Source organism: Paracoccus sp. Ld10 (assembly GCF_045064235.1).
GTDB lineage: Bacteria > Pseudomonadota > Alphaproteobacteria > Rhodobacterales > Rhodobacteraceae > Paracoccus.
On record NZ_JBISHD010000003.1, the window covers coordinates 102,605 to 119,643 of the forward strand.

17 protein-coding genes are annotated in these 17,039 nt (G+C 66.8%); 11 read left to right on the plus strand and 6 right to left on the minus strand.

The window, feature by feature from the left end; genetic code table 11:
- Positions 1 to 75 precede the first annotated feature (75 nt).
- From ACJJVR_RS01090 to ACJJVR_RS01105, 4 genes are all read right to left on the minus strand, one after another.
- A complete protein-coding gene (locus ACJJVR_RS01090) occupies positions 76 to 432 on the minus strand; it encodes a hypothetical protein (protein WP_405401541.1) in 357 nt (118 codons plus the stop codon).
- Between the two features lie 87 nt (positions 433 to 519).
- On the minus strand, positions 520 to 1,818 hold the full coding sequence (locus ACJJVR_RS01095; protein ID WP_405401543.1) for an MATE family efflux transporter: 1,299 nt from the start codon (positions 1,816 to 1,818) through the stop codon (positions 520 to 522).
- Positions 1,815 to 2,315: a PaaI family thioesterase gene (locus ACJJVR_RS01100; protein ID WP_042247551.1), complete on the minus strand. Its 501-nt coding sequence runs from the start codon at positions 2,313 to 2,315 to the stop codon at positions 1,815 to 1,817. The genes ACJJVR_RS01095 and ACJJVR_RS01100 overlap by 4 nt, the downstream gene beginning before the upstream one ends.
- Before the next feature lie 2 nt (positions 2,316 to 2,317).
- Positions 2,318 to 2,743: a PaaI family thioesterase gene (locus ACJJVR_RS01105; protein WP_405401545.1), complete on the minus strand. Its 426-nt coding sequence runs from the start codon at positions 2,741 to 2,743 to the stop codon at positions 2,318 to 2,320.
- A 162-nt stretch (positions 2,744 to 2,905) separates the two neighbouring features.
- Between ACJJVR_RS01105 and ACJJVR_RS01110 the strand changes: the two genes are divergently transcribed.
- The 11 genes from ACJJVR_RS01110 to ACJJVR_RS01160 all read left to right on the plus strand — a co-directional run bounded on the left by ACJJVR_RS01110 (position 2,906) and on the right by ACJJVR_RS01160 (position 15,239).
- On the plus strand, positions 2,906 to 3,253 hold the full coding sequence (locus tag ACJJVR_RS01110) for a MerR family DNA-binding transcriptional regulator (protein WP_405401618.1): 348 nt from the start codon (positions 2,906 to 2,908) through the stop codon (positions 3,251 to 3,253).
- Positions 3,254 to 3,360: 107 nt separating this feature from the next.
- Entirely contained in the window at positions 3,361 to 3,753 is a 393-nt protein-coding gene (locus ACJJVR_RS01115; RefSeq protein WP_405401546.1) for a MerR family DNA-binding transcriptional regulator, read from the plus strand.
- Positions 3,754 to 3,764: 11 nt separating this feature from the next.
- Positions 3,765 to 5,543 carry an acyl-CoA dehydrogenase C-terminal domain-containing protein gene (locus tag ACJJVR_RS01120; RefSeq protein ID WP_405401548.1) on the plus strand — a complete coding sequence of 593 codons (1,779 nt, stop codon included), beginning with the start codon at positions 3,765 to 3,767 and terminating at the stop codon, positions 5,541 to 5,543.
- Between the two features lie 53 nt (positions 5,544 to 5,596).
- Positions 5,597 to 6,238: a glutathione S-transferase family protein gene (locus tag ACJJVR_RS01125; protein ID WP_405401550.1), complete on the plus strand. Its 642-nt coding sequence runs from the start codon at positions 5,597 to 5,599 to the stop codon at positions 6,236 to 6,238.
- Positions 6,235 to 7,446 carry an acetyl-CoA C-acetyltransferase gene (locus tag ACJJVR_RS01130; protein WP_405401552.1) on the plus strand — a complete coding sequence of 404 codons (1,212 nt, stop codon included), beginning with the start codon at positions 6,235 to 6,237 and terminating at the stop codon, positions 7,444 to 7,446. The genes ACJJVR_RS01125 and ACJJVR_RS01130 overlap by 4 nt, the downstream gene beginning before the upstream one ends.
- An 11-nt stretch (positions 7,447 to 7,457) precedes the next feature.
- On the plus strand, positions 7,458 to 9,629 hold the full coding sequence (locus ACJJVR_RS01135) for a 3-hydroxyacyl-CoA dehydrogenase NAD-binding domain-containing protein (RefSeq protein ID WP_405401554.1): 2,172 nt from the start codon (positions 7,458 to 7,460) through the stop codon (positions 9,627 to 9,629).
- Positions 9,630 to 9,797: 168 nt separating this feature from the next.
- Positions 9,798 to 10,982, plus strand: a complete 1,185-nt coding sequence (locus ACJJVR_RS01140) for a toxic anion resistance protein (protein ID WP_405401556.1) — start codon at positions 9,798 to 9,800, stop codon at positions 10,980 to 10,982.
- Positions 10,982 to 11,998, plus strand: a complete 1,017-nt coding sequence (locus tag ACJJVR_RS01145) for a DUF2927 domain-containing protein (protein ID WP_405401557.1) — start codon at positions 10,982 to 10,984, stop codon at positions 11,996 to 11,998. Before ACJJVR_RS01140 ends, ACJJVR_RS01145 begins: the two co-directional genes overlap by 1 nt.
- 51 nt (positions 11,999 to 12,049) lie before the next feature.
- Positions 12,050 to 13,150, plus strand: a complete 1,101-nt coding sequence (locus tag ACJJVR_RS01150) for an SPFH domain-containing protein (RefSeq protein WP_405401559.1) — start codon at positions 12,050 to 12,052, stop codon at positions 13,148 to 13,150.
- A gap of 2 nt (positions 13,151 to 13,152) precedes the next feature.
- Positions 13,153 to 14,304 (plus strand): zinc ribbon domain-containing protein, encoded by a 1,152-nt coding sequence (locus tag ACJJVR_RS01155; RefSeq protein WP_405401561.1) that lies wholly within the window; start codon positions 13,153 to 13,155, stop codon positions 14,302 to 14,304.
- Between the two features lie 23 nt (positions 14,305 to 14,327).
- Positions 14,328 to 15,239 (plus strand): carbohydrate kinase, encoded by a 912-nt coding sequence (locus ACJJVR_RS01160; protein WP_405401562.1) that lies wholly within the window; start codon positions 14,328 to 14,330, stop codon positions 15,237 to 15,239.
- An 89-nt stretch (positions 15,240 to 15,328) separates the two neighbouring features.
- On the opposite strand, the gene hflX is transcribed toward ACJJVR_RS01160, so the two are convergent.
- Both hflX and hfq read right to left on the minus strand, forming a co-directional pair.
- Positions 15,329 to 16,720 carry a GTPase HflX gene (gene hflX / locus ACJJVR_RS01165; RefSeq protein ID WP_405401564.1) on the minus strand — a complete coding sequence of 464 codons (1,392 nt, stop codon included), beginning with the start codon at positions 16,718 to 16,720 and terminating at the stop codon, positions 15,329 to 15,331.
- Complete coding sequence (hfq, locus tag ACJJVR_RS01170; protein WP_042250201.1) at positions 16,721 to 16,954, minus strand: RNA chaperone Hfq; 234 nt, start codon at positions 16,952 to 16,954, stop codon at positions 16,721 to 16,723. It abuts the gene before it with no gap.
- Positions 16,955 to 17,039 lie beyond the last annotated feature (85 nt).

A 17,039-nucleotide genomic window follows, 5' to 3' on the forward strand; every position in this document is an offset into this window, starting at 1 on the left:
TCGTGCATGCGGCGATCCCGTCGCGACAGGCACCGGCCCCTGTGTCGTGCAGGACGCCGCAGGCCATCCGGACCATCAGCGACAGCGTGCGCCCGAAACGGTACGTCCATCCTGCAGCACGATCTCGACCTGCCGGTCGGTCACGCGCAGTCGCACGGTCTCTGCACCATAGCTCTCTCCCTCGGACATGATCGCGTAGGTCGCGCTGCTCCATCCGTCCGGCAGGGTGTTCAGCGGCGATTGTCGGTCGTAATGGGTTTCGGTCAACGAAAATGTCCCCGCGCCGATGGCGATGATCCCTTCTCCGCCCGTCTGAAGGGGGCAGTTCCTCTCGTAGCCGGACATGGCATAGTGGCGGCCCTGGGCATGGGCGCCGCTGGCGGCAAGGCAGGTCAGCGCAATCGCTGTGGCAACTGTACGGGCGGCAGTCATGAAACATCTCTCCGACAATGATCGGATCACTGTGCCGGCCAGATCTGGCCATGCAACCTGAAAACGCTTAAAATTTCCGCGGTCCGGTCAGGCTGCAGCGGCCTCGGCGTTGGGATAGCGACGCAGCATCGTCACCGCCCGGGCCAGGTTCAGCGCCATCAGCGCCGCCCACAACCCGTGATTGCCCCAGAACGGCGGCAGGATCAGGACGCAGGCGACGAACACCGCCACCGACCGGATCATCGCGTTGCGCATGTCCTGCGTCAGCGTGGCTCCGATGAAGATGCCGTCCAGCATCCAGCCCGCCACACCGATCAGCGGTGCCAGCCCCAGCCACGGCAGATAGACGCGCGCCGCCTGTCGCACCGCGTCGGACGTGGTCAGCAGGTCGATGATCGCGCCCCCCGCGATGATGAAGACCAGCCCCAGAACAACCGCGCCCCCCAGCCCCCAGGCAGATGTCAGCAGCGCCGCCCGCCGCACCCGGTCGGGACGGCGCGCGCCCACGGCCTGCCCCACCAGGCTTTCGGCGGCAAAGGCGAACCCGTCCAGCGCATAGGCGGTCAGCGCCACGAACTGCAGCAGCACCTGGTTCGCGGCCAGCGGCACGTCGCCCTGCCCCGCGCCCAGGAACAGAAAGCTGGTCATGCACCCCTGCAGCAGGACCGACCGGATCATGATGTCGCTGTTGACCCGCGCCAGCCGCATCAGCCGGTCGCGTGCCCACAGCCCCGCCGCACGCCGCGCCTGCCCCAGCACGTGCCGCGCCAGCCACAGGCCCAATGCCATGCCGCCGACCTCGGCGATCAGCGTGGCCCAGGCGACCCCCGCGACGCCCAGCCCGAGGCCCAGCACGAACCACAGGTCCAGCGCCACGTTCAGTCCGTTCTGCAACAGCTGCAGCCCCAGCACCGCCCGGGTGCGTTCGACCGCGATCAGCCAGCCGGTGATCGCATAGAGGCCGATGGTGGCGGGCGCCCCCCAGATGCGGATGGCCAGATAGTCGCGGGCCAACGCCTCGACCGCGTCGGATGCCGGGGCCAGCCGAAAGGCCGCCCAAAAGATCGGCGCCTGCAGCGCGATGAACACCAGCCCCGCGGCGGCGGCGATGGCCAGCGCGCGCAGCAGGTGGGCACCGACCTCGGGCGTGTTGCCCGCGCCATGTGCCTGCGCCACCAGCCCCGACGTGCCCATGCGCAGGAACCCGAACACCCAATAGATGGACGTCAGGATGATCGCGCCGATCCCCACCGCGCCGATGGCCTGCGGCTGGCCCAACTGGCCCACGACGCCCGTGTCGACCAGCCCCAACAGGGGCACCGTCAGGTTCGACAGGACGATGGGCACCGCGATGTGCAGCACGCGGCGATGGGTCAGCAGGGTCAAGGCTGCGGCATCAGGAAATGCCCGGTGGCCTGGGCGATCAGACGGGCGCGGTTGTCCTGCCATGCCTCGACATGGACGGACGCATAGCGCCGTCCCGACCGCACCACGCGGGCGCGGGCATAAGCGTCGCGCGGCAGGCCCGACCGCAGGTAATCAACGGTGAAATCGATGGTCTTGGGCAGCCGCGGCAGGCTGTCGGGGACGGCGGCGTCGGGGGCGATGCGGCCCGACTCCAGGTCCTCCCACATGGCGGCCCAGCCCAGTTCGATGATCGCCGTGACCTCCAGGAACGCCGCCGTCACCCCGCCGTGGATCGCGGGCAGCATCGGATTGCCGATCAGCTTGTCGTCATAGGGCAGGATCGCCGTCAGCTCGTCCCCGCGCCGGTCAAAGCGGATGCCAAGCCAGGTCATGTAGGGCACGCCGGTGACCATCGCTGCCAGTGCGGAATCGCGACGCGACTTGATCTGGTGCAGGGGTTCGTTGCGGTCGCCCATGATCACCGCTCCGCCGTGAAGGCCGCCGTGGCGGCGGCGACGGGGTTGTCGGAATCCTCGTCCAGCGCCACGGCGCGCACAAACGCCACGCTGCGCGTCATGTGATAGCATTCGGCCCGTGCGGTGATCCGCTGTCCCGGCATCGCCGCCCGCATGTAGTCGATGCGCAGGTCGATCGTCGCGGTCGATCGCGGATTTGTCGGATGTGCCATCACCGCCGCCCCGCAGCAGGTGTCCATCAGCGCCGACACAACGCCCCCGTGGATCACGCCGGTGCGCGGATCGCCAACCAGGTGTTCGGCCCAGGGCATGCTGATCGTCGCGCGCCCCGCCCCGATTTCGTCCACGCGCATGCCCAGCGCGCGCGCATGGGGGATCGCCTCGATGAATTGCTGGGCGATGCGGGCGTGATCGTCGGGATCGGGCATGGGGCGTCCTTTTTTGCGCTAGGGGTAGCGTCCCGCCGGGACCCGCATCAAGCCCCGGCGCGCGATTCGGTTGAGAAAGGATGCGGCTGCGCTTAGGTTGACGCCAAGGGAAATCTTCGACGGAGGGACCGGGTGACCGAGGACCGCATCAGCTTCAAGGACATGTGCGCACGGTTCGAGGTGACGCCCCGCACGCTGCGCTATTACGAATACATCGAACTGCTGCAGCCCCGAAAGGAAGGCCGTGCCCGGTTCTATGGCCCGCGCGACGTTGCCCGGATGACGCTGATCCTGCGTGGACGCCGTTTCGGTTTCAGCCTGGAGGAGATCCGCCAATGGTTGCAGATCTATGACAAAAAGGGGTCGCGCGAACAATATCAGGTCTGGATCGACATGGCCGATCGTCAGCTGGCGGTGCTGGATGGGCAGATCGCCGACCTGACGGCGGCGCGCGCCGATCTGGACCAGCTGCGCCAGGCCACCATGGCAGAACTTGCGAAAATGACCTGACGCAGCGGCACGCGTCCCAGTGACGCCGCGTCTTGCTTACGTCCGCGTCAACTTGATCCTATGGTCAAGGCAGGACGGAAAGCCGGTTTTAGGAGGAGCCGCACCAAATGTCCGATGATCTGATGACAATCCGCCAGATGTGCGACGCCTTTGAGGTGACCCCGCGTACGCTGCGTTTCTACGAGGCACGAGAGCTGATCTTTCCCCAGCGCCGCGGCCAGCACCGTCTGTATGACAGGCGCGACCGGGCCCGGCTGATCCTGATCCTGCGCGGCAAGCGCTTTGGGTTCAGCCTGGAACAGATCCGCCAGCTGCTGCAGCTGTACGAACCGGGCGGCACGAACCGCGCGCAGGTTGCGGCCACGATCGACATCGGTCGTGACCGTCTGGCGGACATGGAACGGCAATATGCCGAACTGAGCGAGGCGATCGCCGACCTTCGCCAGCAGATCTCGGATGCCACGGGCCGGCTTTCCGCAGCCCCCATAGAACAGCCGTAAAGGATCCCGCCATGCCCTCGTACACGCCCCCGATCCGCGACCTGCAATTCGTCCTGCACGACGTCCTGAAGCTGTCGCAATCCGACCTGCCCGGCCATGACGAGTTGGCCCCCGATTTCACCGAAGCCGTGCTGGAGGCCGCCGGCAAGCTGGCCGCCGAAGTGCTGGCGCCGCTGAATCTGTCGGGCGACCAGCAGGGTTGCGTGCTGGAAAACGGCGTCGTGCGCACCCCCGACGGGTTCCGCGCCGCGTTCGATCAGGTCAAGGAGGGCGGCTGGACCGCGCTGGACTGCGACCCCAATTATGGCGGTCAGGGCATGCCCTACACGATGGGCGTCGCCACCGGAGAGATGTTCGTGTCGGCCAACATGGCCTTCAACATGTATCAGGGCCTGACGCACGGTGCCTATTCCGCGATCCACGCGCATGGCACCGACGAACAGAAACAGACCTGGCTGCCCAAGATGGTCAGCTGTGACTGGACCGGCACGATGAACCTGACGGAACCGCATTGCGGCACCGATCTGGGCCTGCTGCGCACCAAGGCCGAACCGCAGGACGACGGCAGCTATCTGGTCACGGGGCAAAAGATCTTTATCTCGGCCGGCGATCACGACATGGCAGAGAACGTCGTCCACCTGGTGCTGGCCAAGGCGCCCGGCGGAGGCGAGGGCACCAAGGGCATCAGCCTGTTTATCGTGCCCAAGTTCCTGGTGAACGCGGATGGCACTCTGGGCGACCGCAACGGCGTGTCCGTGGGCGCGCTGGAACACAAGATGGGCATCCATGCCAACGCGACCTGCGTTATGAACTATGACGGCGCGCGCGGCTGGCTGTTGGGCGACCTGCACAAGGGCATGCGCGCCATGTTCACCATGATGAACGAGGCCCGTCTGGGCGTGGGCCTGCAGGGCTATGCCGCCGCCGTGCCTGCGTATCAGAACGCGCTGGCCTATGCCAAGGACCGCCTGCAGGGCCGTGCCGTGACCGGTGCCCAGAACCCGCAGGGCGCGGCCGATCCGCTGATCGTCCATCCCGACATCCGCCGCAGCCTGCTGGACCAGAAGAGCTTTATCGAGGGCGCACGCGCTCTGGCCCTGTGGGGGGCGCATCTGATCGACCGCAGCCACATGGCCGGCGACAAGGACGCCGAAGGGCTGGTGTCGCTGATGACCCCCGTCATCAAGGGCTTCCTGACCGACAAGGGGTTCGAGGCGACGGTGCTGGCGCAGCAGGTTCTGGGTGGCCACGGCTATGTCGAGGAATGGGGCATGAGCCAGTTCGTCCGCGACGCCCGGATCACCATGATCTACGAAGGCGCGAATGGCGTGCAGGCGCTGGATCTGGTCGGACGCAAGCTGGCGCAGGATAGCGGCAAGCATGTCATGGCGTTCTTTGACCTGGTCAAATCCTTCTGCAAGGAGCAGTCCGCAAACCCGGCGCTGGCCGCCGATTTCATCGAACCGCTGAAGGCCGCGTCCAAGGACCTGCAGGCGGCATCCATGTTCTTTATGGAACGCGGCATGAAGAACCCGAACGATGCGCTGTCGGGCAGCTATGACTTCATGCACCTGTTCGGTCATGTGACCCTGGGCTACATGTGGGCGCGCATGGCTGTCGCCTCTCAGGCGGCGCTGGACGCGGGTACGGCTGACCCTGACTTTCACAGGACCAAGCTGGCGACCGGACGCTATTACATGAAGCGTCAGTTGCCGATGACGGGGACGCATCTGGCACGCATCCAGTCGGGCGCCGAGACCGTCATGGCGCTGGAGGCCGAAGCTTTCTGAACCCTTGAAACAGGACCATGCCGGGGGCCGCGCCCCCGGCGGCAGGAGGAAAGATGACCGCAGATCTCTGGTGCTTTGGCGAAAGCGGCAATGCCTACAAGGCGGCGCTGACCCTGGAACTGACGGGGCACGACTGGCGCCCCGTCTATGTCGACTTTTTCAACGGAGAGGCCCGGACGCCTGCGTTTCGCGCGCTGAATCCCATGGGCGAAGTCCCGGTCTTTCGCGAGGGCAGCCTGACGCTGACCCAGTCGGCGGTCATCCAGATGCATCTGGCCGACCAGCACGGCAAGTACTGGGGCAGCGACCGCAACGAGACGCTGCGCTGGCTGATGTTCGACAACCACAAGGTTTCGGCATCGGGCGGGCCGGCACGGTTCCAGCTGAACTTCATCCCGCAGAACAAGCGCCCCGCGGGTGCCGCCGAGTTCCTGCAGGGTCGCCTGCTGGCGGCGCTCAAGGTGCTGGACGCGCATCTGGCCGACCGCGACTGGGTGGCCCCGGGCGGGCCGACCATCGCCGATCTCGCGCTGTGCGGTTACCTCTATTATCCCGAACCCTTTGGCTTTGACCGCGCCGAATGGACGAATATCGACCGCTGGCTGGACGGCATCGCCGATCTGCCCGGCTGGAAGCACCCCTATGACCTGATGCCCGGCAACCCATCGGACCGGGCGACCGAGGAGGACATATGACCGACGCATACATCTATGACGCCGCCCGCACCCCGCGCGGCAAGGGCCGCCCCGATGGAAGCCTGCACGAGGTCACCTCGCTGGCGCTGTCCACGCGCCTGCTGAACGCCGTCAAGAAACGCAACGGCCTGGAGGGCCACGCGGTCGAGGACGTCATCTGGGGCAACGTCACCCAGGTCAAGGAACAGGGCGGCTGTCTTGCGCGCAGCGTCGTGCTGGCATCCGATCTGGACGAGCGCATCCCGGGCCTGTCGATCAACCGCTTTTGTGCATCGGGCATGGAGGCCGTGAACCTGGCCGCCAACCAGATCAAGGGTGGTGCGGGCCAGGCCTATATCGCCGGCGGCGTCGAGATGATGGGCCGCGTCGCCATGGGCAGCGACGGGGCGGCCATCGCGGTCGATCCGGGCCTGGCCATGCGGTCCTATTTCGTGCCGCAGGGGATCAGCGCCGACATCATCGCCACCGAATACGGATTCAGCCGCGACGAGGCCGATGCGCTGGCGGTGGAAAGCCAGCGCCGTGCCGCGCAGGCGTGGCAGGAAGGCCGTTTCAGCAAGTCCATCGTCCCTGTGCTGGACCAGAACGGGCTGACCATCCTGGACCGCGACGAATACATGCGGCCCGGCACCTCTGCCGAAGATCTGGCCAAGCTGCGCCCCGCCTTCAAGGAAATGGGCGAGATGATGCCCGGTTTCGACAAGGTCGCGATGCTGAAATATCCGCACCTGACCCATGTCGATCACATCCACCATGCGGGTAACAGCAGCGGCATCGTCGACGGCGCCGCCGCCGTGCTGATCGGCACCCGCGAGTTCGGCGAGGCCCATGGCCTGAAACCCCGTGCCCGCATCCGCGCCACTGCCAAGATCGGCACCGACCCCACGATCATGCTGACCGGCCCGGTGCCGGTGACCGAAAAGATCCTGAAGGACAGCGGCCTGTCCATCAGCGACATCGACCTGTTCGAGGTCAACGAGGCCTTTGCATCCGTCGTGTTGCGCTTCATGCAGGCGTTCGACGTGGACCATTCCAAGGTCAACGTGAACGGCGGCGCGATCGCCATGGGGCACCCCCTGGGCGCGACCGGCGCGATCATCATCGGCACCCTGCTGGACGAGCTTGAGCGGCAGGACAAGACCATGGGTCTGGCGACCCTGTGCATCGCGTCCGGCATGGGCGCGGCCACCATCATCGAACGCGTGTGAGGAGCCCGGACATGACCGATTTCACGATGGAAAAAGGCGCCGATGGCGTCGCGGTGATCACCTGGGACGTGCCGGGCAAGTCGATGAACGTGCTGTCGATGGACGGCGCGACCGCGCTGAGCGGGCAGATCGACGACGCGCTGGCTGATGATGCAGTCAAGGGCATCGTCATCACGTCGGGGAAAAAGGACTTTGCCGCCGGGATGGACCTGAAGGTCATCGCGGGCATGAAGGACGCGAACGGCGCGCAGGGCGTGTTCGACGGCGTGATGACGCTGCACCATCTGCTGCGCAAGATCGAGCTGGCGGGGATGGACCCCAAGACCAAAAAGGGCGGCAAGCCGATCGCGTCGGCCCTGCCCGGCACCGCGCTTGGCATCGGGCTGGAGCTGCCGCTGGCGACGCATCGGATCTTTGCCGCGGACAATCCGCGCGCCAAGATCGGCCTGCCCGAGATCATGGTCGGCATCTTTCCCGGTGCCGGCGGCACCACCCGCCTGACGCGCAAGCTGGGCGCGATGATGGCCGCGCCGTTCCTGTTGGAGGGCAAGCTGTCTGACCCGAAAAAGGCCAAATCGGCGGGGCTGATCGACGAGGTCGCAGCCGACCCGCTGGCCGCCGCCAAGGCCTGGGTGCTGGAGGCCAAGGACGCCGACATCGTCAAGCCGTGGGATGCCAAGGGCTACAAGATGCCCGGCGGAGAGCCGTTCCACCCGGCAGGCTTCATGACCTTTGTCGGTGCATCCGCGATGGTGCATGGCAAGACCATGGGCGTCTATCCGGCGGCCAAGGCGCTGCTGTCGGCGGTCTATGAGGGGTCGATGGTGCCGTTCGATCAGGCGCTGAAGATCGAGGCGCGCTGGTTCACCAACGTGCTGATGAACCCGTCCAGCACCGCGATGATCCGCAGCCTGTTCATCAACAAGGAAGCCCTGGAAAAGGGTGCGAACCGCCCCAATGCGCCGGACCAGACCGTGCGCAAGGTCGGCATCCTGGGCGCGGGCATGATGGGCGCGGGTATCGCCTATGTCAGCGCGATGGCGGGGATCGAGGTCGTGCTGATCGACGCCGCACAGGACAGCGCCGACCGTGGCAAGGCCTATTCCACGGGTCTGCTCGACAAGGCCATCAGCCGCAAGAAATCGACCGAGGAGAAAAAGGCCGAGGTGCTGGCCCGCATCACCGCCACGACGGATTACGCGGCCCTTGAGGGCTGCGACCTGATCGTCGAGGCGGTGTTCGAGGACCCGTCCATCAAGGCCGAGGTCACCAAGAAGGCCGAAGCCGTGATCCCCACGGACGCGATCTTTGCCACCAACACCTCGACCCTGCCGATCAGCGATCTCGCCCGGGCCAGCGCGCGCCCCGAGCAGTTCATCGGCATCCACTTCTTCAGCCCCGTCGACAAGATGCTGCTGGTCGAGATCATCAAGGGCAAACAGACCGGCCCCGTCGCGGTCGCCAAGGCGCTGGATTTCGTGCGCCAGATCCGCAAGACCCCGATCGTCGTCAACGACGAGCGGTTCTTCTACGCCAACCGCTGCATCATCCCCTATATCAACGAAGGCATCCGCATGGTGGCCGAGGGCGTGAACCCCACGCTGGTGGAAAATGCCGCCAAGATGATGGGCATGCCTCTGGGTCCGCTGCAGCTGGTCGATGAGACCAGCATCGATCTGGGCGTCAAAATCGCCAAAGCCACCAAGGCTGCGATGGGCGATGCCTATCCCGACGGCGCGGTCGACGACGTGTTGTTCTGGATGGCCGATCAGGACCGGATGGGCCGCAAGGGCGGCGCGGGCTTTTACGCCTATGAGGACGGCAAGCGGCAAGGCCTGTGGGAGGGTCTGGACACGCAATATCCGCGTGCGGCGGACCAGCTGCAATTGCAGGACATCCAGCACCGCCTGATGTTCGCGCAGACGCTTGAGGCCGTGCGCGCGCTGGAGGACGGCGTGCTGGAGGACATCCGCGAGGGTGATGTGGGCGCCATTCTGGGCTGGGGCTTTGCGCCGTGGTCGGGCGGTCCGTTCGGCTGGCTGGACATTCTGGGCGCCGAACGCGCAGTGCAGATCTGCGACCGTCTGGAGGCCAATCACGGCCCCCGTTTCGCGGCGCCGCAGATGCTGCGCGACATGGCGGCCAAGGGCGACAGCTTTTACGGGATCAAGGCCGCGGCCTGACGCCCCCCGGATGGGCCGCTCCTGTGGCCCATCCGCATCAACCGCTGTGTCCCCCCTGCCATGTCGCGAAACTTTCCGGTATGGCTGTCGTTGATGCGACTGGATTTCGCCATATGCTGAGACACCGGAGCCACCCGATGGGTGGATGGCCGACAAGGGGACATGCCGATGAGTGACGAGACGAAACGCCGCGCCGCAGCCGCTCAGGCGCAGATCGAGGCGCTGACCTCTGCACCGCTGCCCGAGCCTGCGCCCGCGGCCAGCTCCCTGTCCGATGCCGACCCCGCCGTCCAGGCACAGATCCGCGCCCGCATGGCCGAGATCGACCTGAAGGACAGCAATTCGATCCTGCGCTTTGGCACCCGCGCGCAGGCCGACCTGCAGCAGATCAGTCAGTCCATGCTGGCCGATGTCAAGACCAAGGAGGTCGGTCCCGCAGGTGATACCCTGCGCGAGGTCGTGACCACGATCCGCGGGTTTTCGACATCCGAGCTGGACATGCGGCGTAGTCGCAGCTGGTGGGAAAAGCTGCTGGGGCGGTCCGCGCCCTTTGCCAAGTTCGTGGCGAATTACGAACAGGTCCAGACCCAGATCGACCGCATCACGGCCGAACTGGAAGGGCACGAACAGAAGCTGCTCAAGGACGTCAAGTCGCTGGACATCCTGTATGACCGCACGCTGACATTTTATGACGAACTGGCGCTGTATATTGCTGCAGGCACCGAAAAGCTGGCCGAACTGGACAGCGTGACGATTCCCGCCAAGGAGGCCGAACTGGCCACCAAGGCGCAGCCCGACCAGGTGATCGAGGCACAGGAGTTGCGCGACCTGCGCACCCTGCGCGACGATCTGGAACGCCGCGTCCACGACCTGAAGCTGACGCGGCAGGTGACGATGCAGTCGCTGCCCTCGATCCGGTTGGTGCAGGAAAACGACAAGTCGCTGGTGACCAAGATCAACTCGACCCTGGTCAACACGGTGCCCCTTTGGGAGACCCAACTGGCACAGGCGGTCACCATCCAGCGCAGCGCCGAGGCCGCCCGCGCGGTCAAGGAGGCCAGTGACCTGACCAACGAACTGCTGACCCGCAACGCCGACAACCTGCGTCAGGCCAATGCCCAGATCCGCACGGAAACCGAACGCGGCGTCTTTGACATCAAGGCGGTGCAGACCGCCAACGCCCAGCTGATCGCCACGATCGAGGACAGCCTGCGCATCGCCGACGAGGGCCGTTCGCGTCGGGCTTCGGCCGAAACGGAACTGGTGCGGATGGAGGCAGAGCTGCGTGACGCGCTGGCCGCGGCATCATCGCGCCAACCCACGGCTGTTGCCGGACCCGGCGGGCGGCGCTGATGATCCGCGCGGCCGTCCCCGCCGTCGGGTTGGCACTGCTGCTGGCAGGCTGCGCACCCGATCCGTTCACGGAGACCCCCGGATCTCCGCGTCCGCAGGCACGCCCCGAAGCCGCCGCCACCGCACAGAGCCAGGCCGACCTGCGCCGCGCGCGAGCCGAACGCAACCGCGCGGCGAACGCGATCGCCCAGCAGGCATCGGCCGCACCCAGCCCGGCCAGCCAGTCGCAGCGCGATTTCTATGGCGCCGCCGAACGACGGCTGGTGGCACAGGGACGTCTGCGCCGCGACCGTGCGCCGCTGGACGCCCCGATCGACGCCGAGATCCTGACCCGCAATTTCATCGACATCGCGCTGCGCGACGAATACAGCCAGACCGCCGGGGGGCTGGTGTCGCAAGCGCGCGCCGCGCCCGTGCGCCGCTGGCAGGGTCCGGTCCAGATGCAACTGGAATTCGGCGCGTCGACCGACATGGCCGCCCGCCCCGCATGGCGATCCGAGGTTGCCGATTTTGCCGCCCGCCTGTCGGACGCCGCGCGCCATCCCGTATCGCTGACCGCGGATAATGGCAATTTCACCGTCCTGGTCCTGACCGAGGACGAACGGCGCGCCATCGGTCCACGCCTGTCCCAGTTGGTGCCCGGCATCCCGTCGCAGGACGTGTCCATCGTGACCGACCTGCCCGCATCGATCAGCTGCGCGGTGTTTGCCTATTCGCAGGGGGCGGCGCCCGATTACGCCCGTGCGGTGGCGGTGATCCGCGCCGAACTGCCGCCCCTGATGCGGACGTCGTGCATCCACGAGGAACTGGCACAGGGGATGGGGCTGGCCAATGACAGCCCAGGCGCGCGCCCGTCGATCTTCAACGACGATGAGGAATTCGCCCTGCTGACGCGCCATGACGAGTTGCTGCTGCGGATCCTGTACGATCCGCGCCTGCGCCCCGGCATGTCCGAGGCCGAGGCCGCACCCATCGTCCGCCGCATCGCCACCGAACTGTTGGGCGAGAACGCTTGATCCTGCCCCCGGCCCGCCCCTAGAAAGGGGCGAGGTCAGCAGGAGGTACCCATGTCCATCTTCGACATCCTTGGCGGCGAGTTCATCGAGGTCATCGAGTGGACGGCAGACAGCCGTGACACGATGGTCTGGCGGTTCGACACCGTCGGCCGCGCGATCAAGTACGGCGCCAAGCTGACCGTCCGCGAGGGGCAGGCCGCCGTCTTTGTCCACGAGGGACAGTTGGCCGACGTGTTCGGCCCCGGCCTGTACCTGCTGGAGACGAACAACCTGCCGGTGATGACCCGTCTGCAGCATTGGGACCACGGCTTTCGCAGCCCGTTCAAGTCAGAGGTCTATTTCGTCGACAAGACCCGCTTCAACGATCTGAAATGGGGCACCAAGAACCCGATCATCGCGCGCGACCCTGAATTCGGCCCCGTGCGCCTGCGCGCGTTCGGGACCTATGCGATGCGGGTCAGCGACCCGGCACGCTTCATGTCCGAAATCGTCGGCACCGACGGCGATTTCACCCGCGACGAGATCACCTTCCAGATCCGCAACGTGATCGTGCAGGAGTTTTCCCGCGCCATCGCCGCGTCGAACATCCCGGTTCTGGACATGGCCGCCAACACAGATCAGCTGGGCGCACTGGTCGCCAAGGCGATCGCGCCGGTGATCGAGGCCTATGGCCTGGTCCTGCCCGAATTCTATGTCGAGAACATCAGCCTGCCCGCCGAGGTCGAGGCGATGCTAGACAAGCGTACCAGCATGGGGATCATCGGCGATCTGGACCGTTTCGGCCAATACGCCGCGTCCGAGGCGATGCTGGCGGCGGCCCGGAACGAAGGCGGTGCCGGTGCCGGCATGGGCGCCGCGATGGGGGCCGCCATGGGGGCCACGATGCGCGGGCCGTGGGGCGCGGCTCCCGCAGCCGCCGCGCCTGCACCCCCGCCGCTGCCCCGCACGGTCGAGACGGTGTGGCACGTGGCCCGGGACGGCGCACCGCAAGGCCCGTTCGGGCGCGGCCATCTGGGCCGCATGGTCGCGGACGGCACGCTGGCCCGCGACACGCTGGTCTGGACGCCGGGTCAGGACGGCTGGCTGGCCGCGCAGGATGTGCCGGAACTGGCCCAGCTGTTCACCACTCAACCCCCGCCGCTGCCGGGTTAGGGATGGCGGCCCAGGAACACCGTTTTCCCTGCACGCAATGCGGCGCCAGCCTGCGGTTCCAACCGGGCCAGCGCAGCCTTGTCTGCGATTGGTGCGGGCATGAACAGCAGATCGGCCCCGGTCCTGCCCGCGCGCCGGGGCTGAACCGCGACGGCACGCCACCACCCCTGCAATGGGACGCAGCCCACAAGGCCCCCGACCTGGCCGAAATCCCGCTGGACCAGGGCCTGCACCTGGACGCGGGGTCGATGATCGCGGAAACCGTGCGCACCCTGTCCTGTCCGCAATGCGGGGCGCAGGTGCAACTGGACGATACCCACCACGCCAGTGCCTGCCCGTTCTGCGCATCGCCCGTCGTCACCGACACCGGTGCCACCCGACGCATCAAACCCCAGGGCGTCCTGCCCTTCGCGCTGAGCGAAACCCAGGCCCGCGACGCCATGAAGACCTGGCTGGGCAGCCTGTGGTTCGCGCCATCCGGTCTGGTGGCCTATGCCCGCAAGGACCGGCGGCTGACGGGCATCTATTCGCCGTTCTGGACGTTCGATGCGGCCAGCCGCACCCGGTTTCGCGGCCAGCGCGGCGATACGTATTTCGAGACGCGATGGGTCACCCAGACCGTCAACGGCCGCAGCCGGCGCGTGGCACAACAGGTGCCCCGCATCCGCTGGCGGCCCGCATCGGGGACAGTCGCGCGCGATTTCAACGACGTGCTGGTGCTGGCCTCCACCGCCCTGCCCGCGCGGATCACCGATACGCTGGTGCCGTGGGACCTGTCCCACCTGGCGACCTATGACCCGGCCTTTTTGTCCGGCTTCGAGGCCGAGGGCTATACCGTGCCGCTGGCCGACGGCCACCACGCGGCCCGGGCCCAGATGGCGCAGGTCATCAGCGCCGACATCCGCCGCGCCATCGGCGGCGACCACCAACGCATCGATGCACAGGACAGCACCTTTGCCGCCGAGACGTTCAAGCATATCCTGCTGCCGGTCTGGACCGCGGCCTATCGATACAACGGCAAAAGCTTTCGTTTCGTGGTGAACGGTCAGTCGGGCCGGGTCATGGGCGAACGCCCGTATTCCGCGTGGAAAATCGCCGGGGCGGTGACCGTGGCACTGGTAGCGTTAGCAGCCATCCTGTATCTGACGCAATAACACCGAACCAAGGGGGACCGACCATGATCCTGTGCGCAGGCGAATCGCTGATCGACATGGTGCCAGCCGACGGCACCTTTCGTCCGCTGGCCGGGGGTGCGGTCTACAACACCGCCATCGCGCTTGGCCGGTTGGGCCGGGATACCGGCTATCTGTGGCCGATCAGCCGTGACCCCTTCGGGCCCCAGATCCTGCAGCCGCTGACCGAGGCCGGGGTGAACACCGACCTGTGTCCGCGCACCGACCGCCTGACCACGCTGGCGCTGGTCACCCTGACGAACGGAGAGGCGCAGTATTCGTTCTATGACGAAGGCTCGGCCGGTCGGATGCTGCTGCCGGACGACATCGGGCCGCTGCCGGACACCGTGACCGCGCTGTTCGCCGGCGGCATCAGCCTGGTCCCCGACCCCTGCGGCGGCACCATAGAGGCGCTGATCGCACAGCATCACAACCGCCTGCCGGTGATGATCGACCCGAACATCCGCCCGTTCTTCATCGCCGATGCGGGTGCCTATCGCGCGCGCCTGGCGCGGCTGCTGCCCATGGCGGACATCGTGAAACTGTCGGCGGACGACCTGGAATGGCTGTATCCCGACCTGTCGCCGGAAGACGCGGCGCGTGCGGTGCTGGAGACCGGCCCCAAGCTGGTCCTGCAGACCGGAGGAGAGGCCGGAGCCAAGGCGATCTGGGCGGGCGAAACCATCCACGCTCCTGCCGTCCGTACCACGGTCGCCGACACGATCGGCGCGGGCGACACGTTCAACGCGGGCGTGCTGGCCTCGCTGGACCGTCAGGGCCTGCTGTCAAAAGACGCCATCGCCGCGATCACCCCCGACCAGATCCACGCGGCCCTGACCCTCGGCGCGCAGGCCGCCGCCATTACCGTATCACGCCCCGGCGCGAACCCGCCTTGGTCACACGAAATGCCTGCCTGATTCAGGGGAGGGTCCGGGAGGGGCGCAGCCCTGCCCGGCGGGGGGTGCGGGGGGCTGGCCCCCCGCACCCCCCGCGGGACGCAAAAGGCTCAGTCGGCCGGATGCCACCCGCCGCTGCGCGGCTCTTCGGGTTCGTCATCCTCATCCACCTCGGTCGCCGTCCCGGTGAACGCCTCGAATGCCCCCTTCTGCCGCGCCGTCCAGCGCAGATCCAGATGCAGGCCGTCCTCGCCCGCGTCCTCCCGCTCGACCACGCCCGCTTCGTGCAACCAGGCACGGCTGCGGCCGTCGGCGAAATCCAGAACCACCTGCCCCTCCAGACGCGGCTCGTCCAGCACATCGCCCAGCTGACGGTCGATCGCGCCGATCAGGTCGTCCAGCCCCTCGCCCGACAGAGCGCTGACGGCCTGCACGCCCTCGGTGCGTGCATCGGTGCGACGCAACGCGGCGCGGGTATCGTCGCCCAAGGCGTCGATCTTGTTCCAGACCTCGATCGCGGCCACGTCCTCATCGACGCCCAGACTGTCCAGAATCGCGGCCACATCATGGGCCTGCTCTTCGGTCTCGGGGTGGCTGATGTCGCGCACGTGCAGGATCAGATCGGCCTCCAGAACCTCTTCCAGCGTGGCGCGAAAGGCCGCGACCAACTCGGTCGGCAACTCGCTGATGAAACCCACCGTGTCCGACAGGATCACCTTGCGCCCCGAACTCGCACCCTGTGCATCCGGCAGGCGAATGGCGCGCATGGTGGGGTCGAGCGTGGCGAACAGCATGTCCTTGACGAACACGTCCGCGCCGGTCAGCCGGTTGAACAGCGTCGATTTTCCGGCATTGGTGTACCCCACCAGCGCCACGATCGGATAGGGCACCTTGGCCCGCGACGCGCGATGCAGGCTGCGGGTCTTGACCACCCGCTCCAGCTGGCGGCGCAGTCGGGTCATCTGGTCGTCGATCGCGCGGCGGTCGGCCTCAATCTGCGTCTCGCCGGGACCACCGACAAAGCCCAGGCCACCGCGCTGACGCTCAAGGTGGGTCCAGGCGCGCACCAGACGCGTGCGCTGATAGGACAGCGCCGCCAGTTCGACCTGCAGCACGCCCTCACGGGTGCGGGCGCGGTCGGCGAAAATCTCCAGGATCAGCCCGGTCCGGTCCAGCAGCTTGACGCCCCAGTCCTTTTCCAGGTTACGCTGCTGCACCGGGGTCACGGGCCCGTCGACCAGCACCAGCTCGACCTCCAGCGCCTCCAGGCGCTCCTTGATCTCGGCCAGCTTGCCCTTGCCGAACAGCTTGCCGGCATTGGGTTCGCGCAGGTTCGCGACCTCGGATCCGACCATCGCGATGCCCGGCAGCGCCAGCGCCAATGCCACGGCCTCGGCCAGCGAATGCTCAGGCTCGCGCCGCTGCGTACGGGCGCGGCCCAGATCGGGGTGGATCACATAGGCGCGTGTCGGCTTGGCTGCGGTTTCCGTCAGTTCGGCCAATCAATCCTCGCCTTCGTACAGTGTGATGGGCTGGCCCGGCATGATCGTGCTGATCGCATGCTTGTAGACCAACTGCGACTGCCCGTCACGGCGCAGCAGGACGCAGAAATTGTCGAACCAGGTGATGACACCCTGCAGCTTGACGCCATTGATCAGAAAGATGGTGACCGGAACCTTTGCCTTGCGGACATGGTTCAGGAACGCATCCTGCAGGTTCTGCTTGTCGCCAGCCATTTGTTTATCGTCCGTTTTTCTCTATCCCTGTTGCTTCAACATCTAAGCCGATGCCCCCCCCCATGCAAGCATGGGGGATTTCGCG